Raw genomic sequence first — 21,428 nt, 5'->3', positions numbered from 1 at the left:
GTCGGCCTGACGAAACTTATTTCAATCCTTTCAACGTTTCAAGCTGTTCTTTATACTTTTCCTCCGGCAGGCGGACGTAACCGACTTCTTCCGCCAAGTCCCCGGCTGTTTCCAGCAAGAATTCCATGTAATCATACACTTGCGGTTTTTCTTTCAGCGATTTGACGCTCACATACGTAAACAGCGGACGCGAAAGCGGAGTATATTTTCCCGTTTCAATCGTCTCGTTCGTCGGCTCGACCGGACCGTTGCCGCCATCGATCGGAACCACTTTCAGCTTATCTTTATTTTCTAAGTAATACGCATAGCCGAAGTAGCCGATCGCGTATTGATCTCCTTCAACCCCACGAACGAGAATATTGTCGTCTTCCGAAAGTTGGGCCGTTTTGACCAGTTCTTTTCCTTCCAGAATCACTTCATCAAAGTAGTCATACGTTCCGGAATCATGACCAGGCGAGAAAAACTTAATTTCCTCGTCCGGCCATCCTGGGCGGATGTCCGACCATTTTTTCACCGTGCCGTCTTCCGTCCACATTTTTTTCAGCTCATCGACCGTCAAGTAGTCAACCCAGTCGTTTTCTTTATTGACAACGACAGAGAGACCATCATAAGCGAGTTGAAACTCTTGGAATTCAATGCCGTTGGCAGCTGCTGCTTGTTTCTCTTCCTCTTTGATCGGCCGGGAAGCGTTCGAAAAATCAGTTTCACCTTTCGTGAACTTTTCAAATCCACCGCCCGTTCCCGACATACCGACGGACACTTTCACGTTCGGTTGTTCAGCCATGTATTCTTCAGCGGCTGCCTCCGCAATCGGGTAGACGGTCGAAGAACCATCCATGATGACTTCGCCCGACAGTTCGTTCGCTGCGGACTCACCGTTGGCGTCATTTTCCTCTGCTCCGTTTCCTCCGCCACAGGCAGCAGCGATCACCATCACCCCGCTGAGCACCCCGGATAACATGAGCCGTTTCCACTTGTTCATCGTTTTTCCCCCTACCCATTTCATTTTCTCCTACATGTCCTATCATAAAGGACGGCTATTAACGAGGTTTAAACGAAATGTTAAGATTGTGTAAACATTCTGGCCGCATTATTGTCCGGCTTGGACAACTGGCCACCCATAAAAATAAAAAAGGAGCTTCTTTATTTATGAAACAATGGACTTAAATTGACAGCACCCAGAAATTAAATAGCCGGCTAGATGTATTTATTATTTGCTTATTCATCTTTGTTTTATTCAATAAAAAGGCTGATTCAACAGGGAAAGCGCCTGTTGAATCAGCTTCGTTTATTGTTGCCCGCTTGTTTGTGCGGCTGCCTTCTCTCCATTTACCCTCTTTGCCTTCAATTCAAAATACGCATCTAAAACGCGGCGGCCGATGCGGTTGTTAATGCCGTCGCTTTCCCCTTGCGTCGCCCATGGGACAACGACCACGAACGATACTTGCGGATCGTTATACGGCGCATAGCCAATAAGCGTCAAGTTGTACGTTGGATCATTCCGCCGGCTTTGGGTCGGTCCGTCATAAAACGCTTCGGCCGTCCCTGTTTTACCGGCCGGATTGTACGGGGCATTGGCAAAATACGAATACGCCGTCCCCCCCGGCTCTTGCATGACGCGGCGAAATCCTTCCTGCACCCGTTGAATGTACTCGGTTTTCATATCGACGCGGTTTAAAACGACCGGCTCAAACCGCCGAATGATCCGGCCAGGCTCTTTTCCGTCAACGGACGGCTCGCGGATTTCTTTGACCAAAAGCGGCTTCATCCGGTAGCCGCCGTTGGCGATCGTCGAAACGTATTGCGCCAGCTGCATCGGCGTATACATGTCGTACTGGCCGATCGCCAAGTCAAGCAAAAACCCGCCGCGCATACTTTGGCCTTGGAAACCGCCCAATTCGTTCGGCAAGTCGATGCCGGTTTTCACGCCCAACCCGAATTGGCTGAAATAATGGCGCATCGTCGTAAACGCCGCCGGATTGATGTCAAGCGGCCGATGCGGACGGTATACGCCACCGCCGATGGCGATAGCGGTTTTGAACATATAGACGTTCGATGATTGTTTAAGCGCGGTCAGCTCGTTGATCGTCCCCATCGTTTTCCATGATTTTTTCACTGGAGTTCCCGCGATATAGAGCGGCTCATCCTTAATATACGTATTCGGATGGAGCACCCCGGTTTGGAAGCCGGTGAGCACCGTTGCCCCTTTCACCGCCGACCCCATCGCGTAAGCCGATGTGATGTTGCCGATGGCAAAGTCGACAAACTCGCCGTCCCGAAGGAGCTTTCCGGCCATCGCCAATACTTCGCCCGTTTTTGGATTCATCATAACGACGAACGCCCGGTCCAAGAGCGGGGAGCGGCCTTTGCGCTTCGTGGCCAAAATCTCCTGCTCAATAATTTGCTCGACTTGTTGTTGCAGTTCGGCATCGACCGTCAAAACGAGATCTTTGCCGCGCTCGCCCGGATACACTTGCTCAACCGAGACGACGTTGCCTGATTTGTCCACGATGTTTTTCACTTTCGCCTTTTTGCCGTGGAGCACTTCTTCATACTGCATCTCCAAATAACTTTTGCCGACGCGGTCGTTGCGGCTGTAGTCGCGGGCTAAAAAGTGGTCGAGCCGCTCGCGCGGGACGCCCTCATCTTCTTCCGTCACGCTCCCGAGCACGGAGCGGAACGTGTTGTCGTAGACGTATTTCCGGTCCCAATCAACGGTCGTGTTGACACCGGGCAGCTCGCTTAAGTGTTCGCTGACGACCGCATATTCGCGGTCAGTCACGCCTTTGCTTTTCACCGTCTGCGGCGTCAGCGCATAGCCGCTTTCCATCTCACGCTTAATGGCAATCACTTCAAGCTCTGCCGGCGAAATTTGCGCCAAGTCCTTCTCTGTAATGCGGTCGAGCGTCCACTCATATACTTTTTTGTCAATTTCTTTTTGCGTCAAGCCTTGATCAGCGAGCGTTTTCCGTTCTCGTTCGCTCACTTTCTTTTTCGCCTCGTCCGGGCGCGTCAAAATCCAATAGTCTTTCATATCGCGTTCGGTCACTTTTTTTTCGGCATCCGGAATATCAATATATTGAGCGAGCTTCCTTGCCACTTCCAATATTTCTTCTGGTTGAGTCGTTTTTGAGCGCGTATACGTAATCGCCTTTTGTGGTGTATTGTCGACGATCACTTGGCCAAACCGGTCGAAAATTTTGCCGCGCGGCACCGGCGTGCTGACAACTTCATCCTGCGTCCGTTCCACTTCGCGGCGATAGTCCTCTCCGTACACAATTTGCACAACGCCCAAGCGCAAAATAAGCACTGAAAACAATAAAAAGACAAAGAAAAACAAAATGTTTAACCGGATCGGCACTTGCGCCCGCTTCTTCCGTTTCATCCCCCGGTCCTCCTTTCCCTCCCCCTATTGTAAAAGAAAAAGGCAGGCAAGGCTAGGGAAAAACATGGACAACTTTTTACACCGATGAGCCGCCCCGTTCACCGGCCAGCTTCGTCCGAAACAAGAGCGTCTCCGGCCGGTCCCGTTCCGGGCGGCCATCCGTGAAACGAATGCGGCGGACGAACCAGTAAATCACCAGATGTCCAGCCCCGCATACAAACATGAGCATACGAATGCCCATCTTTTCCCCAAACAATGTCACCGCCGCCAAAAAGGCTAAAATCGATGCCATCCGCCCGGCGTTTAAAAACAGCTCGCGGACGACAATATACTCAACGCGCGCCTCTGCCGATTTCCAGCTCCTCCCGATTACATCAAACGTTAATGAGGAGTACGGAACGAGCAAAATCGGGTAAGCGACGGCGATCGTGACGGCATAAACAATCAAACGGGGGTAAGACGGCTGAAGGACAATGAGAAAAATGGCCGCATAGAGCAACAGTCCTCCCAATAAAATGGCTTTCATCCGATATTCCTGCCTCATCAGCCGGGAAACTGCATAGTAGGCGACAAACGATGTAAATGAATTGACGAGCCCGTACTTGCCGAGCGCCCATTCACTGTTTGAGGTGACATACACCAACACCGAAATGACAAACACAAACGACCCTTCACGCAGTCCTTGAAAAAAATGAGCGTTCGTAATCAACCGCCAATTCTCATTTTGGTTCCGTTCCTTTAAAATGCGAAGAAATAAGTATTTTCCCGCCGCTGTACGGCGCTTGAGAAAGAAGCTGAGCAGCACGGCGACAATAAACAAGCCAAGCGACAGCGAGAAAACGAGCGTATACCCTTTTAGGCCGGCGAGCGATGAAATCATATAGCCGGCGACAATCGGTCCGATCATGCCGGCTGACGATGTGAGCACTCCGAAAAAACCGTTAAAAAAGTCGCGCGTTTCCGGTTCCGTAATTTCAAACGTCAACACGTTAAACGCCAACCAATAAAAGCCATAGCCAACCCCCAACAGCGCGCCGAGAACGAGCAAATATTGATGGGCTCGGGGACCGACGAACAAAACAGTGACAAAAAAAACGGCTAAACACGACACCCCGAGCCGCAGGATAAGAATGCGGTCAATTTGTTTCGCCAGCCGGCCGGCGAATAGAAACGTCAGCGGCTGCATGGTGACGACCGCCAAATTATACAGCGCCAAGTCGCGAAAGTCACCGGTCTGTTTCCATAAATAAATGTTGACAAACGTATTGGACAGCGAGACAGCAAGCGCATAAAACCCGCCGATGCAAAGAAGCAGCAGCAAATCGCGATCCATCCGTTCTTGGCCAGTCAATTTTTCGAATAATGACATCGTAAACTCCCCTTTTCATCTATCCGGTAGTGTAGCCATTTCCGCTGCCGCTATGCACCTTTAGACCAATGAAAAAACGGGGCGAATCACTTGCCCCGTTTTTTCGTTATGGCTTTACTTATTTTGCTTTTGCTTCGCTGTATCGTTTCGCGACTTCATCCCAGTTGACGACGTTCCAGAACGCCGCGATGTATTCCGGACGGCGGTTTTGGTATTTCAAGTAGTACGCATGCTCCCAAACGTCCAAGCCAAGGATCGGCGTTTTGCCTTCCATGATCGGCGAGTCTTGGTTCGGCGTGCTCGTAATTTCCAGCTCGCCGTTGTTGACGACAAGCCACGCCCAGCCGGAGCCGAAACGGCCAGCCGCTGCTTTCGAAAACTCGTCTTTAAACGCCGCAAAGCTGCCGAATTTTTGGTTGATCGCTTCAGCCAGCTCACCTGTCGGCTCGCCGCCGCCGTTTGGCGATAAAATCGTCCAGAAGAGCGAATGGTTCGCATGGCCGCCGCCGTTGTTGCGCACTGCGGTGCGAATGCTTTCCGGAAGGGCTTCCAAATTGCTGAGCAACTCTTCCAACGATTTGTTTTGCAAATCAGCATGCCCTTCAAGCGCCGCATTTAAGTTCGTCACGTATGTGTTATGGTGCTTCGTGTGGTGGATGTTCATCGTTTCTTTGTCGATATGCGGCTCGAGCGCATCGTACGCATACGGCAATGCCGGCAGTTCAAATGGCATACAAATCTCCTCCTTTTGTTCGTATATGTAATGCGGACGCAAAGCCGTCCGTGTAAAATTAGCTTACCAAAATTGCCACAATGTTTCAATGAATTTGCCTGTCCGCCAATGAACAGGAAACGATCACAGTTGAATTCGCCTGTTCCGGCATATACAATGGAAATGGAGAAAAAGAAAGGTGTGGCCATGATGAATGTATTCGTCCAACTATGGAAAAGCCTATATTCCCCCAAAGACATCGCCCGTTTTCGATTTCAAGGAATTGGAAAAACAATTGGCTATTTGTTTTTGCTGACGCTTTTATCCGTTCTCCCGACTTTTTACTATGCTTCAACGTCGCTAGCTGAGAGCATCCGCACGACAAGCGCTTTGTTGCGTAACGACCTCCCGCCCTTTTCGATTGAAAACGGCGAGCTTCGCTCAGAAGCGGCTGAACCGATTCATATTGACCAGGGTGGATTTACGATCATTTTTGACAGCACGGGTAAGGTGACGAGACGGGAGGTAGAACGGCTGCCGAACGCCATCGCCTTGTTGAAACATGAGGCTGTGCTCGTCGCCGGCTATCAGGCGCAGCACTACAGCTATGCCACGTTTCCGGACGTGACCATCACGGACGAGGACGTGCGCGCGTTTATTGCCAGCTTGCAGTCGCTTCTCCCCGTTCTTATTCCGCTTTTCGGGCTTGTTTTATATGTGCTCGCTTGCGCGGGAAAATTCGTCAGCGTTTGCTTGCTCGCTTTTTTTGGCCTCATGTTTGCCGGCATGTTAGACAAAAAGCTTCGCTACCGTCATACATGGATCATGTCGGCTTATGCGATTACGCTGTCGACTGTCTTTTTTGCTTTAATGGAGACAGTCCAAACGATCGTCCCGTACAGCACCTTTATCCATTGGTTCGTTTCGCTCGCCGTCTTTTTCTTAGCAGTCAAAGAAGTCCCTGCAGCCGCCCAACGCAATGACTAGCCGCCAAGAGATGTTGGGCGGCTTTTTTATCCGCTCATTTCAAACCGTTCAACACGTTTCCTCAACGTTTGACCGAGCTCAATGATTTCGAACCCGATCGCATGCATCGTTTTCATTTCCATTGTTTGGGCACGAGAAGAATACAGCATTTGTTCGGCGCTTGCCAGCGTTTGTTGGGCCGTTGATACAAACGAAACCGTCGCGTGCTCTATAGCCGGAATTGATTGGGCCAGCTCAACCATGCTTCGCTTCATTTTTTCAATATTCTCTGTAACAACAGCAATTTCTTTTAGCAGTTCATCAAGAGCGTTTTGGGATTGATAAGATGCCTGTATGTAGTCAGAAAAACGTCCTGAAACGTCAGTGCATTGCTTAGAAGCTTTTATAATAACTTCCACCATCTCCGTCATTGTTTTGGCGACCGATTCAGCTGCTTTCCCGGACTGTTCCGCTAATGATCTCACTTCCTTGGCCACCACAGCAAATCCTTTTCCGGCCTCTCCCGCTCTTGCCGCCTCAATCGTCGCGTTCAAAGAAAGATATTTTGTTTGCTCAGCGATATCACGAATGACTTGCACGACCGTGACAACCAATGATGAGTAATTCTCGACCTCTCTTACCGCTTCCGCCATTTTGGCAAATTCGTGTTCAAACGCCTGAACCAACTGAGTCATTTGTTTCGTTTGTCTCCCTCCCTCAAGGGCGGCTGTATTCATATATTGCGAGCTTTCCTCGATCATTTCCATCTGTTTCGTGACCTGCATAATGTCTTCTTTCATTTGTTGAAAAAAAGCAATCGTTAAATCGGAGGAAGAAGCGGTTTCTTCAGCTCCTTGCTTGACAATTCCAATTGTCCCCATCAATTTCTCATTGCTTTGCATCGTTTTTTTAGACACTGTTTTTAATTGTTCCCCTTTATCTGCCAACTGCTCCGTTGTAACGCATATATGATACATCATCTCCCTCATATTTTGAACCATCTGCTGAAAACTGCCAACCAATGATTGGATTTCCCGCGTTCGGGAAACAATGAGCGGGCTAGGGCTCAAGTCGCCACCGGCTACCTTTTTCATCGCTTCCTGAAGCCGGATGATCGGTGCTGTCAACGTGCGTACAAACGCGACAATTAGGAGCGAAGCAGCGCATGCACCGATGAGCGTTGCCGTAAAAATGAAAACAGCCATTTGGTGGATGGCGTTCATGTATGAACTGGTAGGCACAACAATGACGTAAACTCCTTTTAACTCCTGTATGCTTCGATAAACAAGCGTATAATCATTCCCATTTATAACTGTATAAGAAATGCCGTTCTTTTCTTTTTTGATGCGTTCGATGAGCATTTCTGAAAACACAAGACGCGAACGCCGATTTACGTGGAACGGATGGGCCGTTTCAGTAACGAGAAAAAATTCGGCTGGTATTCCGTCCTGCATCAGTTCTGCCTGTTGCTTGCGGACGCTTGTATTCACCCGTTCCATAAACCGCTTCTGATCTCCTACGTACATAAACAAAAACTGCTGAGCCAATTCATACATTATATCGGTTTCTCGCTGAAGGCGGTGTTCAATCGCCAGCATCATTTCATGTTTGGCTTTTACATACGATATTACGCCAACTGTTCCGACTGTGGCGGTCAAAATACCGACAAATAGAATCATCAGCTGACTTTGCAGCCTTATCTTTCCAAATGTCTTTCTCATGATTGTCCCCCTCTCCATCCCCATTATGTCAATCCAATATTAAGAACGTATAAATAGTTTGTTATGTTTTATGGAATTGTTCTCATATTTTGGGCGGACAAGCATACATTTCATAAAAAACGCAATGAGGGGTACAATGAAAAAGTGGTTTTTATTGCTCATCGCCTTCCTTGTCGGCTATATCGCGTACGAAGATTTAACCGTCGGAACACTTCCGGCATCATCGAAGACACCGGTTGTTCGAGAGAACATAGGCATTCCCGCTTATAAGGTGATCAAAATCAAAGCTGGCGACACACTGTTATCCATTGCCGAACGCGAACAGCAAGGGCCGCTTCCCGTTTCCATTGAGACATTGATTCGCGACTTTGAAAAACTAAATCCGGAAGCAAAAGCAGATGCCCTTCAAATTGGAAAAACATACAAAATCCCGGTGTACGAAAAATAACCGCGCGAATTTCTTGTCAATGCCCATCACTATTGATAAACTTAGTGCAGAAAAGCACTCGTTTTTAAAGGAGCGAATTTCCGTGAGTGAAATCATCCATCGTTCAAAAACGCGGCCAGTCCGCGTCGGGCCGCTGACGATCGGCGGCAGCAACGAAGTCGTCATCCAAAGCATGACAACGACAAAAACGCACGATGTCGACGCGACTGTGGCCCAAATTCACCGGCTTGAGGAGGCGGGCTGCCAAGTCGTCCGCGTCGCCTGTCCGGACGAACGGGCCGCTGACGCCATACCGGAAATTAAGAGGCGAATCAACATCCCGCTTGTCGCCGACATCCACTTTGACTATAAATTGGCGTTAAAAGCGATTGAAGGCGGCGTCGATAAAATCCGCATCAACCCGGGCAATATCGGGCGCCGCGAGAAGGTGGAAGTGGTCGTCAAAGCCGCGAAAGAACGCGGCGTGCCGATCCGCATCGGCGTCAACGCCGGGTCGCTTGAGAAACGCATTTTAGAGAAATACGGATATCCGACCGCCGACGGCATGGTCGAGAGCGCCTTGTACCATATCCGCATTTTGGAGGAGCTCGATTTTCACGATATTATCGTTTCGTTAAAAGCGTCCGATGTCCGTCTCGCCATTGAAGCGTATGAAAAAGCGGCGCGCACGTTTGACTACCCGCTTCACGTCGGCATTACCGAAGCCGGGACGCTCTTTTCCGGCACGATTAAAAGCGCAGTCGGACTCGGTGCCATTTTAAGCAAAGGCATCGGCAATACGATCCGCGTTTCCTTAAGCGCCGATCCGGTTGAAGAGGTGAAAGTGGCGCGCGAAATTTTAAAAACGTTCGGGCTCGCCTCCAATGCAGCGACGCTCATTTCCTGCCCGACGTGCGGGCGGATTGAGATCGACTTGATCAGCATCGCCAATGAAATCGAGGACTATATCGCCAAAATTAAGGCACCGATCAAAGTCGCCGTGCTCGGCTGCGCCGTCAACGGACCGGGCGAAGCGCGCGAAGCCGATATCGGCATTGCCGGCGCCCGCGGCGAGGGTCTGTTGTTCCGCCACGGCAAAATTGTCCGCAAAGTGCCGGAAGAGCAGATGGTCGAAGAACTGAAGAAAGAAGTCGACAAGCTGGCCGAAGAATATTTTGCGAAACAAAAGGAAAAAGAAGCTGCTCTGAAAGGTGGCGGTCTAGAGTAATCGAAGCGCGGCCGACAGACCAGCACGAAAAAGGGCGTCCCCTGCTTGGGGACACCCTCGCTTTTTCTACGTGTAAAACGGCATAATAAACAAGCGAACGAGAATCGCAATGACGCCGATCCCGATGGCCCACGCCCCGAGCGTTTCCGCTCCGCGCCGGCGCGCGATAAAACCGACAATAATGCCGGCTGCCCCTAACAAAATCGGCCAAATAAACAGGGCGATGATGGACAACGCCAAAGCGAGCCACCCAAGCCCGGCGCCGCCTGCGCGTTCTTCGTCCCGCTCTTCGCGGCGGCGGATCGGCTCAGCGACCTCCGCCGCTGTTTCTTCCATGAAATTGCGTTCTGGTTCCTCTTTTCCGATCGATTGCACGTAACTCTCGTTATACGTGCGCTCACGGTTGTCTGCCATATGCTTCCCTCGCTTTCCTAAAGTAAGGAGCATTATTAGTATGGGAAACCGACGCCATTTTATCATTGTGAATATTTTCTAAAAGGGGGGATCTGGCGATGAAGCGGCAACGTCTCGGTATTGACATCGATGGCACCGTCACATGTCCGAGCACATTCATTCCATACTTAAACGAGGCATTTGGCAAACCGCTCACATTAGGCGACATTACACAGTACAATTTGGCACCGCTGTACGGGGTAACGGAAGAAGAAATGGACCGTTGGCTCGAAGAAAACGAAGCCGCCATTTATGAGCGCGCTCCGCTTGCCCGCTATGCGCTTGAGGTGATCGACAGCTGGAAAGACAAATACGAGTTGTTTTACATTAGCGCCCGCGGCCGCCATTTGTACGAGCTCACCGAGCGCTGGTTTCAGCGGCATGGCGTTCATTACCACCATATTGAGCTGATCGGGTCGCATGATAAAATCGCCGCCATCCGCCGCTACCAGCTCGCTGCTTTTTTTGAGGATAAATACGACAACGCCTGCGCCATCGGCGAACAATGCAATATCCCGGTTATTTTATTCGACACGCCGTACAACCAAGGGCCGTTGCCGGAGAACGTCATCCGCGTCAAAAACTGGCTGGAAGCAAAACGGGAAGTGGAGCGGCGTCTACAGCCATAAAAACATCTCCCGCTTTATACCGGGAGATGCTTTTGACATTGCGGACATGTGCCGTAAATTTCAAATTTATGGTCAGCAATCTCATAACCGTCGAGCTCTGGGCCGAGCCTGTCCATCGGGCAAGCGTCAATTTCCTTTGTTTTCCCGCACTGGACGCAAATAAAATGGTGGTGATGGCGGCGGGCATCACAGGCAAAGCGGAAATGCTTCTCCCCGGACAGCTCGGTCATTTCTAAAATGCCGAGTGCAGCGAAGAGCGATAAATTGCGGTATACGGTGTCAAAGCTTAAGCCTGGATACGCAGGGCGAAGCGCTTCGAGCACTTCCTTCGCCGTCAAATATTTATCGCGGTCGGCAAACAGCTCGAGCATTTGTCTCCGTTTTTCGGTATATTTAAATCCCTTTTCTTTCATCAGCTGCAACGCTTCGCCGATATTCATCATTACCGTCCCCTTTTCCATTTTTTCCATCCTAATACGAGAAGCAAAATGGCGACCGCCAGCACGACGATCGTCCCGCCCGGCGCCCAATCGAGCTCATACGCTGCCAAAAGCCCGGCGATGACCGCCAGCTCCCCGAAGAAAATGGAAAATGCGATCGCCTGTTTAAAACTTTTGGCGATGCGAATGCTTGCCGCCACCGGCAACGTCATCAGCGAAGAAACGAGCAACACGCCGACGATGCGCATGGATGCCGCGATGACAAGGGCGACGAGCACAATAAACAAAAAGTGAATGAACTTGGCGCGAACGCCGGAGACGCGGGCGTACTCCTCATCAAATGAAAGGAGAAACAGCTCCTTGTAAAATGCGAAAATGATAGCGGCAGCAATTACAGCGACGGCGAACGCCGCCCAAACGTCGGCGCCGCTTACGGCGCTGACGCTGCCGAACAAATACGAAAACAAATCGGTGTTAAACCCATTAGCGATGGAAATCAAAATAACACTTAAGCCAATGCCGGCCGATAAAATAATCGGAATCGCGAGTTCCTCATAATGGCGGTAAACCGCGCGCAACTTCTCAATGAGCAGCGAACCGGCAACGGAAAAGCCCATCCCGATGTAAAGCGGATTCCATCCGGCGGCCGGCACCGCTGAACCGAGCAGCAGCCCAGCAGCGATGCCAGCAAGCGTCACATGGCTCAGTGCATCAGCGATGAGCGACAGGCGCCGAACAACGATAAACACTCCAAGCAGCGGCGCGGCAAATCCGGTCAAAATGCCGGCCAAAAACGCATTGCGCAAAAATTCATATTGCCAAATGGCTTCCCACACATGTCATTCCTCCACAATCAACCGTTTATGTTCCGCCCGTTAATGTTGGTGGGAGAGAACGTGAAGCGAATGGCCGTAAAACCGTGAAATCTCCTCGTCGCCAAGCCGTTCGAACTCTTTCACGTTTCCGTGGAAATAGAGGCGCTTGTTTAAGCAGGCGATATGGGTTACCCGATCCGTGATCGTCCCAATGTCGTGCGTCACGAGCACAAGCGTCAAGCCGCGGCGGTTCAAATCACCGAGCAGCTCATAAAACTCGTGCACATGGCGGGCGTCAACGCCGACGGTCGGCTCGTCTAAAATCAACAGATCCGGCTTGCTCGCCAAAGCGCGGGCGATAAACACCCGCTGCTGCTGGCCGCCGGACAACTCGCCGATATTGCGCTTCGCCAAGCCGCGCAAACCGACCGCCTCCAACGCCGCCTCAACCGCGCGGCGGTCTTCTTTCGTCAATAGGCGAAATAAGCCGCGTTTGGCCGTCAATCCGCTCATCGCCACTTCCTCGACGGTCGCTGGGAACCCGCGGTTAAAGCTGTTCGCTTTTTGCGACACAAAGCCGATCCGATGCCATTCGCGGAACGACTCGATCGGCTCGCCGAACAGCGAGATGCGGCCGCGGTTCGGTTTTAACAAGCCGAGCACGCATTTTAAGAGCGTTGACTTCCCAGAGCCATTCGGGCCAACCAGCCCTAAAAACGCTCCTTTTGGCACCGCCAAATTGACGTGCTCGAGCACTTCTTCTTTTTCATAGCGATATGATACATCCTCGACTTGCACGACAAGCCTGTTTTCCATGGCCGTTCTCCTTTGATAATTCAGAATCGTTACGATTTATGTCCATGTGCAAGTATAGCCGATCCCGCCCATTTTGTAAACCTCAATGAATCGCCGATTTGAAACGGGCCCCGAGCACCTCATGCGTCGCCATAATGGTAATGAACGCATTCGGGTCGATTTCATTAACGATCGATTTCAGCTTGGTCACTTCCAGACGCGTAACGACAGCATAAATGATTTCTTTTTGCTCGTCCGTATAGCCGCCTTTGCCAAGCAGCTTCGTCGTCCCGCGGCCGAGGCGGTGCAAAATGGCATCAGAAACTTCTTCATAAAAATCAGTGACAATAAAGGCCGCCCGCGTCTCATCGAGCCCTTCAATCACCGCATCGATCGTCTTGGAGGCGATGTAGTACGTCATCACCGAATACATTGCCGGCTCGATCCCAAGCACAAACGCCGCCCAGCCGAAAATAAACACGTTGACAAACATGACGAACTCGCCGACGGAAAACGGAATTTTCTTTGTCAGTAAGAGGCCTAAAATTTCTGTCCCATCAAGCGACCCGCCATGGCGAATGACAAGCCCGACGCCAAGCCCGAGCGCCAAGCCGCCAAAGACAGTCGCCAAAATCGGCTCGGTCGTCAGCGGGGAAAAATGATGAAACAGCCGTTCGGTGACACCGAGAATGACAACACCTAAAATCGTTGACAGCATAAACGTTTTGCCGATGTGCTTATAGCCAAAATACATAAACGGGGCGTTTAAGAGGATGACGAGCGTGGCAAAGTTGAGCAGCCGCCATTCATCTGGAATTAAATAATCCAAAATAAGGGATACACCGATAATGCCGCCATCGATCATTTTATTCGGAACGAGCAGCCGCTCGATGGCAAACGCCGCCAAGGAAGCCCCCATAGCGATCATCAGCACCCGGTACAACACGCGCTTCAACGGTTCTTTTTTATGCTGCTTTGGCGTCAAAATCCCACCCTTTCCTTCTTTACTTTCATTTCCATTATACCATACACCCCTTTTCTATTCACATCATATGATGGAACAGAAACAAGGAGGGGGCTGCCATGAACTTTTACCAACAGCTCGTGAAACAAAAGTTAAAAACGATCACCCCGGAAGAACTCGTTGCATACAGCCAAGATTACGACTTGCCGATTACGGTCAACCAGGCGAAAAAAATTCTTCAACTTGCCCGGACGAATGACATTAACGTCTTCGACCCCAAAGAGCGGAAAAAATGGGTGCGCGAGCTGGCTAAAATCACTTCGCCGGAGATTGCCAAAAAGGCGAACGAACTGTTTTTAAAATTTGTACAAAAAAAGTAAAAAAGGGCGTTTCGCCCTTTTTTATTGCGCGTCAGCAACAATTTTTTCAAGCAGCTGATTATCGAATGTCTGCGCCCGCAGCATAGCAATTTCATGCTTGTACGGCGGTTTTTTATCATTTTTGTCCTCTCCGACATACGGCGTTTCTAAAATTTTTGGAACGTCCGCCAGCTGCGGGTGATGGACGATGTAGTTCAGCGCATGAAATCCGATATGGCCGAAACCGATGTTTTCATGGCGGTCTTTTCGGCTGCCGCGCGGATTTTTGCTGTCGTTGATGTGCAGCACTTTCAGCCGTTCAAGGCCGATGATCCGGTCAAATTCGGCAAGGACGCCGTCAAAATCGTTGACAATGTCATAGCCGGCGTCATGCGTATGGCATGTGTCAAAGCAGACGGACAGCTTGTCATTATAAGCGACGCCATCGATAATATACGCCAGTTCTTCAAACGTGCGCCCGCATTCCGATCCTTTTCCGGCCATCGTTTCAAGAGCGATTTCGACCGTCTGTTCGCGCGTCAATACTTCGTTCAGTCCGCGGATGATCTGCCGGATCCCAGCTTCCGCTCCGGCGCCGACATGGGCGCCCGGGTGCAGCACAAGCTGCTTCGCCCCGATCGCTTCCGTCCGTTCAATTTCAGCGCGCAAAAAACCAACACCAAGCGCAAACGTATCGGGATTTGTCGTGTTGCCGATATTGATAATGTACGGAGCGTGAACGACGATGTCCGCAATGCCGTGCGCCTTCATATGCTCGCGCCCGGCTTCAATATTCAGCTCCTCGATGGCTTTGCGCCTTGTGTTTTGCGGCGCCCCGGTGTAAATCATAAACGTGTTCGCCCCGTACGATGCCGCCTCCTCGCTGGCGGCAAGCAGCATTTTTTTGCCGCTCATCGAGACGTGTGAACCAATTTTTAACATGTCCTTCTCTCCCTTTTCCTTCCATTCGCAGCGAAAGCTACGATTTTTTGAAGCGGTCAAGCCGCTTTTTCTTCCTCTCGAGCTCGGCGCGCAGCTTTTTCTTATAGCCCGGCTTGACTTGTTTCGCCTTTTTCAGCTTGGCGACAAGCGGCGCGAGTTCATCTTCCTTCTCACCGGCCCGCTTGCCCCGCCGATTCCAAGGCGGCAGCTCCTTCCATTCGCCGCGCACGAGATCGCGATGAACAAATGAAACCCCCATTTTTTCCAATCGGGCAATCGCATCTTGGTCGGCCGGCTCGTAAATGGTCGCCGCAATGCCGCTATAGCCGGCGCGCGCCGTCCGCCCAGCGCGGTGAATGTAAAACTGCAAATCATCAGGCAGCTCGTAGTTGATGACATGGCTGACACCTTCGATATCAATGCCGCGCGCGGCCAAGTCAGTGGCGACCACGTATTGAAACGCCAAATCGCGAATTTGGGCCATCATCTTTTTTCGCTCGCGCGGCGTCAAATCACCGTGCAACACGCCGATTTTCAATCCTTGTTCAGCAAGCAGATCGGCGACTTCATCAGCCCTTTTTCTCGTATTCACGAACACAATGGCTAAATACGGATGGTAGCTGACAAGCACATCGTAAAGCAGCTTGACTTTTTCACGCCCGCGCAGTGGAATGAGCACATGCTCAATGTTTTCATTCGCCGCCTGTTTCGGCTCGACTTGGACGAATGTCGGATTTTCCATATATTTTTTCAAAAATGGCTTCAGCTTTTCCGGAATCGTCGCCGAAAAGACGAGCATTTGCAGCTCTTTCGGCATCCGGGCCGCGATTTGGTCGACATCAGTGATAAAGCCCATATCAAGCATCAAATCAGCTTCATCGACGACAAGGATGCGCGCCGTATGCACATCAAGCGCCTGCTCGCGGATGAAATCGTTAATGCGTCCGGGCGTGCCGATCACAATGTGGGGCTGCACGTGGAGCTTTTCGAGCGCCTTTTGCTTATCCGTCCCGCCGATGAAACAACGGGCGACGATCATCCGGTCTTTCGGACAAAATTTCGTGATCTTTAACGTTTCATGGTAAATTTGCGTCGCCAACTCACGCGTCGGCGCTGTGATGACCGCCTGCACCTCAGCGCGCTCCGGGTCGATCTTTTCGATGATCGGCAATAAATAGGCGTGCGTTTTTCCCGTCCCGGTCTGCGACTGGCCGACCATGCTCTCGCCGCGCAGCGCCCCCGGAATGATGCGCTCTTGAATTTCCGTCGGTTTATAAAAACGAAGCGCTTGAATCGCCTCGATCAAAAACGGCTGAAATGGAAAACGGGTAAACTGCGTCTTCGCCATCAACCACCACTCCCTTCTATCTGCGCCCTTTGTTCGCTTCATCATTATAGCGAATGTTCGCGGCCCGCCGCAACTAAAGACGATGGCGATGGAAAAACCTTTCCCGTCCTGCCCGCATATTTTATGAAGGAGGACGATTGTTCATCCGTACGACCGAAAGGAGGCGACTGCCATGAGATACAGCCGTCCCCCGATGATGCCTTCCCCGTTTGCCGGGATGCCCCCCGCTCCGTTCACCCGCATGCCGGCTGGCGCTCCCCGCCCTGGCGGCGCCGGCGGTCTGCTCGCCCGCTTATTTTCGCGCGGACAGCCGCCGGCCGCCGCTCCAACCCCGTGGGGATTGCCGCTGCTGCAAAACGCCGCAGCCAACACCGCCACGGCAGCGAACACAAGCGGCGGATTCATCGGCATGTTAAATAACGTGCAAAAAATGCTCGGCATCGCGCAAAACGTCATGCCAATGGTGCAGCAATATGGCCCGCTCATTCGCAACCTGCCAGCCATGATCCGCATTTTTCGCGAGCTGAAACCGGCCGATGAAGAAGAGGGGGAAACGAAACCGACAGAAAGCGCACCGGCAAAAGAAACGAAGCAAAAGCCGGTTGCGCAGACGGCCAAAAAACGCTCCGTTCCACAGGCGAAGCGTGAAACACCGCAAGAAAAACAGCCACCGGCCGCGCCGAGGCCATCAACGCCGAAACTGTATATATAGCCTCTCTCCCGCCCTGGCAATGCCTGCCGTTTAGGGCGGTTATTCTTTGTCTTCTCCCCTTCTCTCCGATATAATGGAAAGTGAAAACCGCCGCGCTGTCGGCGGCAGGGAGGGAAAACGATGGAAGTGATTAAAATTACCCCGCGAGGGTATTGCTACGGGGTGGTCGATGCGATGGTCATCGCCCGCAACGCAGCGTTAGATCCGACGCTACCGCGACCGATTTACATCCTCGGCATGATCGTCCATAATAAACACGTCACGGACGCGTTTGCCGAAGAAGGCATCATTACGCTCGATGGGGAAAATCGGCTTGAGATTTTGGAAAAAATTGATCGAGGCACAGTGATTTTCACCGCCCACGGCGTGTCGCCGGAAGTGAAAAAACGCGCGCTTGAAAAAGGGCTGGTGACGATCGATGCAACCTGTCCGGACGTGACGAAAACGCACCGTCTCATCGAGCAAAAACTCGCTGATGGCTACGATATTATCTATATCGGCAAAAAAGGGCATCCGGAACCGGAAGGAGCGGTCGGCATCCATCCGGAGCGCATCCATCTCGTCGAAACGCCAGACGATGTGGAGCGGCTTTCACTCACCAACGAACGCCTCATGGTCACAAACCAAACGACGATGAGCCAATGGGATGTGGCCGATATTATGGCGAAAGTAAAAGAAAAATACCCGCATGTCGAAATGCATAAAGAAATTTGCCTCGCGACCCAGCTTCGCCAGGAAGCGGTGGCCGAGCAAGCGAAGGAGGCGGACGTGACGATCGTTGTCGGCGATCCGCGCAGCAACAACTCGAACCGCCTTGCCCAAGTATCGGAAGAAATTGCCGGCACGAAGGCATACCGCATCGCCGATGTAACGGAAATTGATATCAACTGGATTAAAAACGCCAAAAAGGTGGCTGTCACGGCCGGCGCGTCCACTCCGACGCCGATTACGAAAGAAGTGATCGACTTTTTAGAGCAGTTTGATCCGAACGATCCGGCTACGTGGGAGCGGGAGCGGAAAGTGCCGCTGCAAAAAATCTTGCCAAAGGTGAAAACAAAGAAAGAAGAATAACAACCGTTCATCCACGAACAAAGGCTATCCTGAACAAGCGGTTGAACCGCTTGCAGGACAGCCTTTTTCGTTTGCTGTTCATACGAATTGAAACGGATCGGTATGGATGGTTGAAGCGACCACCTCAGCCTCCCATTGCCGCTTCGCTAGCTCGGCGGTTAAATAGCGGGCGACGCCTTGTTTCATCACTTTTTCGACGTTATGGCCGGGATCGATGAGATGAAGGCCGAGCGCTTGAGCGTCATGGGCGGTATGATAATACACATCCCCAGTCACATACACGTCGGCTCCGGCCGATGCGGCGGCAGCGACAAACTTATTTCCGTCTCCGCCCAGTACGGCGACGGTTTGCACAAGGTCATCGAGCCGACCGACGACGCGCACAGCCGGGACAGAAAATGCTGTTTTCACTTGTTCGGCGAAGGCGCGCAGCGTCACCGGCTGCGGCAGCCGGCCGATGCGTCCGAGTCCAAAGCGTCGCCCTTCATTGTCAAGCGGATAGATGTCGTACGCCACTTCCTCGTATGGATGGGCCGCGAGCATCGCTTCGACCACTTGCCGCTCAAGCGAGGCTGGAACGATCGTTTCGATGCGCACTTCCTCCACTTCTTCAAGCCGCCCTTGCTCACCGATAAACGGCTGGGCCCCTTCTTCCGGCAAAAACGTTCCGATGCCGCGGCTGTTGAATGTGCAATGGCTGTAACGGCCGATATGACCGGCGCCAGCATCCCCTACGGCCGCCCGCACCGCCTCAGCGTGGCTCACCGGCACATAGACGACAAGCTTTTTAAGCGCTTCCATGTATGTCGGCACAAGCACGGCCGTTTCGTTCAAGCCGAGCGCTTCGGCGAGCCAGTCATTCAAGCCGCCAAAAGCGACATCTAAGTTCGTATGGGCGGCGTAGACGGCAATATCGTGCTTGACGCACGCCGCAATCATCCGCCCGTGCCCGTCATCGATCGACAACCGCTTTAGCGGACGGTACAGCGGCGGATGGTGAGCGATAATTAAATCGACTTGTTGATCGATGGCTTCGGCGACGACGTCTTCAAGAACGTCGAGGGCGACCATCACTTTTTTGACCGGCTTGTTCAACGTTCCGATTTGCAGGCCGATCGGGTCCCCGTCCATAGCCAACGGTCTCGGGGCGAGCTGCTCGACAAGCTGAATGACCTCATAGCCGTACGGAATGCGGCTCATGCCAACGCCTCCTCTACCAATTGAACTTTTTTCTCTAGTTCGCGCTTTTTCTCCCGCGCCGCTTCACTTTCTCCTTTTTCTTCCAAATCAGCGATAATCCGCTTCCAATGCCGGAGTTCACGCTGCCATTTTTCGCGGAACACCTCACTGTTTTCTTGACGTAAAAACGGACCCAAAAGCAGTTCTGCCTCCAAATGGCGATACGGCCGCCGCGCGTCGCCGCGCTCGACGACAAGCACTTCGTAAATTTGCCCATCCTCTTTCAAAATGCGTTCGGCCACCAGCTCCCATCCGTGGTCAAGGAGCCAGCGGCGGACAAGCTCGGCGCCAATGTTCGGCTGTAAAATGAGCCGCTTTACGCCGGTCAGTTTTTCTTCTCCATCCCCTAAAATCCGGGCAATCAGGGCGCCGCCCATGCCGGCGATCGTAATGCAATCCACTTCCCCCGGAGCGATGACAGCCAGCCCATCTCCTTTGCGCACGGAAATGAGGTGGGAAAGTCCGGCCTTTTCCACTTGCTGCCGTGCTGAACGAAGCGGTCCGTCCGCCACTTCACCGGCGATGGCTTTGGTCGCATAGCCGTGCAAACAGGCATAGCAAGGCAAATAGGCGTGATCCGAACCGATATCAGCGAGCACCGCCCCTTTCGGGATGAAGGAAGCGACCGTTTCGAGCCGCTTTGATAGATGAAATTCGTTCATAATCCGACAACGGCGCAGCCAACCTTCTCCAAGCTGCTGTGCGAAGGCGGCCCGCATTTCCCTCCTTTCTCTTTCTCATTTTGTGCACTTTGATTGCATGAATGGAACGCTCTCCCTAGTTCGAGATGACAAAACATCCCTTCGCCACAGGCAAAGGGACGTTCAATCATCGTTATTATTTTAAGCCGGCCAGCCATTTCGTCATCGCGTCGAGGTTTTCGGCTGGTACAAGCCCTCCCGGCATGCCGCCGCGTCCGTTTTGCAGGACATCTTTGATTTGGTCCGCCGATAATCGTCCGCTGACTCCTTTTAATGCCGGACCCATGCCGCCTTCATAATTTTGTCCGTGACAGCTGGCGCACGTTTGTTGGTAAAACTGCTCCGGATTAAATTCAGCAGCCTGTTCCGTTTTTTCGCCACCTTTTTTTTCTTCGGCCATCTCTTTCGCATCGCCTAGCCCTTTAAATGACAAGACGAACGTCAGCACAATCCCGAATGCCATAATGATGAAAAACGGGATGAGCGGATTGCGGTTCATCTCTTTTACCTCCCTTATGTATGATGAAGAACGATGCAAACAATTTTATTTTACTGTAAATAGTGGACAAGGAAAAGCCCTAAGTTTCCAAAACAAAAACAACCGGCTTCATCGCCACCAAACAACCGCCGCCATAAGCGCCCCACCGACAACAGCAGCGAGAAAAAAGTAACGAAGGCGAAACAGGCGGCCAATGGCAAGCCAAACGGCACAGTTCGCCAGCACGGTCACCGTAAGCGCGCCAGTTTGGCCAGGAAAGTAATGGCTGCTGGCAGCGACCGTCTCTACAAGCAACAGCCAAGCGCTGCCGATCAGCGGAAAATGAAGGAGCTGCCGCTCTTCCCGCCATCGCCAAACGAGCAAGAGGCACGCGGCCAAAAAAAGGGACAAAAGGAGCGTTTGCAAAACGAATGACAATTCAGTAAAATAAATGGCAAGAGCGGTGGCTGGCAACAATAAACAAAGACCGCCAGCAAGTAAACCGGGCCGCGGGCGGCTGCGCGGGCGGCCATCCCCCTCCGTATAGAGGGCAAGCAAAAAATCGCAATATTGTTCCGGCAGAAGGCGCGAACGCTTCCAATATTCAATTTCTCGGATAATCGTTTCCCGTCGTCGCCGATTCATTCGTCAATCACCTTTCATCAGTCAAAGAA

At 51.8% G+C, this 21,428-nt stretch carries 23 protein-coding genes; 7 read left to right on the top strand and 16 right to left on the bottom strand.

From position 1 onward, the window contains the following. Nucleotides 1-16: 16 nt before the first annotated feature. The 4 genes from IC803_RS04580 to sodA form a co-directional block, all read right to left on the bottom strand. Nucleotides 17-982: a PstS family phosphate ABC transporter substrate-binding protein gene (locus tag IC803_RS04580; RefSeq protein ID WP_081209542.1), complete on the bottom strand. Its 966-nt coding sequence runs from the start codon at nucleotides 980-982 to the stop codon at nucleotides 17-19. 306 nt (nucleotides 983-1,288) lie between these two features. Then, complete coding sequence (locus IC803_RS04575) at nucleotides 1,289-3,385, bottom strand: peptidoglycan D,D-transpeptidase FtsI family protein (protein ID WP_081209544.1); 2,097 nt, start codon at nucleotides 3,383-3,385, stop codon at nucleotides 1,289-1,291. A gap of 76 nt (nucleotides 3,386-3,461) precedes the next feature. Then, nucleotides 3,462-4,754: an MFS transporter gene (locus IC803_RS04570; protein WP_081209546.1), complete on the bottom strand. Its 1,293-nt coding sequence runs from the start codon at nucleotides 4,752-4,754 to the stop codon at nucleotides 3,462-3,464. A gap of 118 nt (nucleotides 4,755-4,872) precedes the next feature. Beyond that, nucleotides 4,873-5,487, bottom strand: coding sequence for a superoxide dismutase SodA (gene sodA, locus IC803_RS04565; RefSeq protein WP_081209548.1), 615 nt, complete (start codon nucleotides 5,485-5,487; stop codon nucleotides 4,873-4,875). Between the two features lie 189 nt (nucleotides 5,488-5,676). On the opposite strand from sodA, the gene IC803_RS04560 reads away from it, so the two are divergent. Continuing rightward, nucleotides 5,677-6,453, top strand: a complete 777-nt coding sequence (locus tag IC803_RS04560; protein WP_081209550.1) for a DUF1189 domain-containing protein — start codon at nucleotides 5,677-5,679, stop codon at nucleotides 6,451-6,453. Nucleotides 6,454-6,479: 26 nt separating this feature from the next. On the opposite strand, the gene IC803_RS04555 is transcribed toward IC803_RS04560, so the two are convergent. Then, complete coding sequence (locus tag IC803_RS04555; protein WP_158083292.1) at nucleotides 6,480-8,153, bottom strand: methyl-accepting chemotaxis protein; 1,674 nt, start codon at nucleotides 8,151-8,153, stop codon at nucleotides 6,480-6,482. 136 nt (nucleotides 8,154-8,289) lie between these two features. On the opposite strand from IC803_RS04555, the gene IC803_RS04550 reads away from it, so the two are divergent. Beyond that, nucleotides 8,290-8,601, top strand: coding sequence for a LysM peptidoglycan-binding domain-containing protein (locus IC803_RS04550; protein ID WP_081209554.1), 312 nt, complete (start codon nucleotides 8,290-8,292; stop codon nucleotides 8,599-8,601). Between the two features lie 82 nt (nucleotides 8,602-8,683). Then, complete coding sequence (gene ispG, locus IC803_RS04545) at nucleotides 8,684-9,808, top strand: flavodoxin-dependent (E)-4-hydroxy-3-methylbut-2-enyl-diphosphate synthase (RefSeq protein WP_081209556.1); 1,125 nt, start codon at nucleotides 8,684-8,686, stop codon at nucleotides 9,806-9,808. 66 nt (nucleotides 9,809-9,874) lie between these two features. On the opposite strand, the gene IC803_RS04540 is transcribed toward ispG, so the two are convergent. Further along, nucleotides 9,875-10,222 (bottom strand): hypothetical protein, encoded by a 348-nt coding sequence (locus IC803_RS04540; RefSeq protein ID WP_063165258.1) that lies wholly within the window; start codon nucleotides 10,220-10,222, stop codon nucleotides 9,875-9,877. 98 nt (nucleotides 10,223-10,320) lie between these two features. Here IC803_RS04540 and IC803_RS04535 point away from each other — a divergent pair, with 98 nt between their 5' ends. After that, a complete protein-coding gene (locus IC803_RS04535) occupies nucleotides 10,321-10,890 on the top strand; it encodes a hypothetical protein (RefSeq protein ID WP_081209558.1) in 570 nt (189 codons plus the stop codon). Nucleotides 10,891-10,904: 14 nt separating this feature from the next. On the opposite strand, the gene IC803_RS04530 is transcribed toward IC803_RS04535, so the two are convergent. The 4 genes from IC803_RS04530 to IC803_RS04515 form a co-directional block, all read right to left on the bottom strand. Continuing rightward, on the bottom strand, nucleotides 10,905-11,330 hold the full coding sequence (locus IC803_RS04530; protein WP_081209560.1) for a Fur family transcriptional regulator: 426 nt from the start codon (nucleotides 11,328-11,330) through the stop codon (nucleotides 10,905-10,907). A gap of 2 nt (nucleotides 11,331-11,332) precedes the next feature. Then, a complete protein-coding gene (locus IC803_RS04525) occupies nucleotides 11,333-12,166 on the bottom strand; it encodes a metal ABC transporter permease (RefSeq protein ID WP_081209562.1) in 834 nt (277 codons plus the stop codon). 39 nt (nucleotides 12,167-12,205) lie between these two features. Further along, nucleotides 12,206-12,961 (bottom strand): metal ABC transporter ATP-binding protein, encoded by a 756-nt coding sequence (locus tag IC803_RS04520; protein ID WP_081209564.1) that lies wholly within the window; start codon nucleotides 12,959-12,961, stop codon nucleotides 12,206-12,208. A gap of 82 nt (nucleotides 12,962-13,043) precedes the next feature. Next, entirely contained in the window at nucleotides 13,044-13,925 is an 882-nt protein-coding gene (locus tag IC803_RS04515; RefSeq protein ID WP_081209566.1) for a YitT family protein, read from the bottom strand. Between the two features lie 98 nt (nucleotides 13,926-14,023). Here IC803_RS04515 and IC803_RS04510 point away from each other — a divergent pair, with 98 nt between their 5' ends. Continuing rightward, nucleotides 14,024-14,284, top strand: coding sequence for a DUF2624 domain-containing protein (locus IC803_RS04510; RefSeq protein WP_081209568.1), 261 nt, complete (start codon nucleotides 14,024-14,026; stop codon nucleotides 14,282-14,284). 21 nt (nucleotides 14,285-14,305) lie between these two features. Here IC803_RS04510 and IC803_RS04505 read toward each other — a convergent pair whose 3' ends face one another. Together IC803_RS04505 and IC803_RS04500 are read right to left on the bottom strand one after the other, a co-directional pair. Beyond that, the gene (locus IC803_RS04505; RefSeq protein ID WP_081209570.1) at nucleotides 14,306-15,205 is read right to left on the bottom strand and encodes a deoxyribonuclease IV; all 900 of its coding nucleotides are present in this window, start codon (nucleotides 15,203-15,205) and stop codon (nucleotides 14,306-14,308) included. Between the two features lie 37 nt (nucleotides 15,206-15,242). Next, entirely contained in the window at nucleotides 15,243-16,553 is a 1,311-nt protein-coding gene (locus IC803_RS04500) for a DEAD/DEAH box helicase (protein ID WP_081209572.1), read from the bottom strand. A 172-nt stretch (nucleotides 16,554-16,725) separates the two neighbouring features. On the opposite strand from IC803_RS04500, the gene vrrA reads away from it, so the two are divergent. Both vrrA and IC803_RS04490 read left to right on the top strand, forming a co-directional pair. After that, the gene (vrrA, locus tag IC803_RS04495) at nucleotides 16,726-17,265 is read left to right on the top strand and encodes a VrrA/YqfQ family protein (protein ID WP_081209574.1); all 540 of its coding nucleotides are present in this window, start codon (nucleotides 16,726-16,728) and stop codon (nucleotides 17,263-17,265) included. Nucleotides 17,266-17,385: 120 nt separating this feature from the next. Next, nucleotides 17,386-18,336, top strand: coding sequence for a 4-hydroxy-3-methylbut-2-enyl diphosphate reductase (locus tag IC803_RS04490; RefSeq protein ID WP_063165249.1), 951 nt, complete (start codon nucleotides 17,386-17,388; stop codon nucleotides 18,334-18,336). A 78-nt stretch (nucleotides 18,337-18,414) separates the two neighbouring features. Here the strand turns inward: IC803_RS04490 and IC803_RS04485 are convergent, their stop codons facing one another. The 4 genes from IC803_RS04485 to IC803_RS04470 all read right to left on the bottom strand — a co-directional run bounded on the left by IC803_RS04485 (nucleotide 18,415) and on the right by IC803_RS04470 (nucleotide 21,399). After that, entirely contained in the window at nucleotides 18,415-19,536 is a 1,122-nt protein-coding gene (locus IC803_RS04485) for a Nif3-like dinuclear metal center hexameric protein (RefSeq protein ID WP_081209576.1), read from the bottom strand. Then, nucleotides 19,533-20,237 carry a tRNA (adenine(22)-N(1))-methyltransferase gene (locus IC803_RS04480; protein ID WP_190304292.1) on the bottom strand — a complete coding sequence of 235 codons (705 nt, stop codon included), beginning with the start codon at nucleotides 20,235-20,237 and terminating at the stop codon, nucleotides 19,533-19,535. The genes IC803_RS04485 and IC803_RS04480 overlap by 4 nt, the downstream gene beginning before the upstream one ends. A 175-nt stretch (nucleotides 20,238-20,412) precedes the next feature. After that, complete coding sequence (gene cccA / locus IC803_RS04475; RefSeq protein ID WP_081209580.1) at nucleotides 20,413-20,775, bottom strand: cytochrome c550; 363 nt, start codon at nucleotides 20,773-20,775, stop codon at nucleotides 20,413-20,415. Nucleotides 20,776-20,883: 108 nt separating this feature from the next. Beyond that, entirely contained in the window at nucleotides 20,884-21,399 is a 516-nt protein-coding gene (locus tag IC803_RS04470; protein ID WP_081209582.1) for a hypothetical protein, read from the bottom strand. Nucleotides 21,400-21,428 lie beyond the last annotated feature (29 nt).

This window comes from Geobacillus sp. 46C-IIa (assembly GCF_014679505.1).
Lineage (GTDB): Bacteria > Bacillota > Bacilli > Bacillales > Anoxybacillaceae > Geobacillus.
This window is presented reverse-complemented; position numbering and strand designations above follow the sequence as displayed.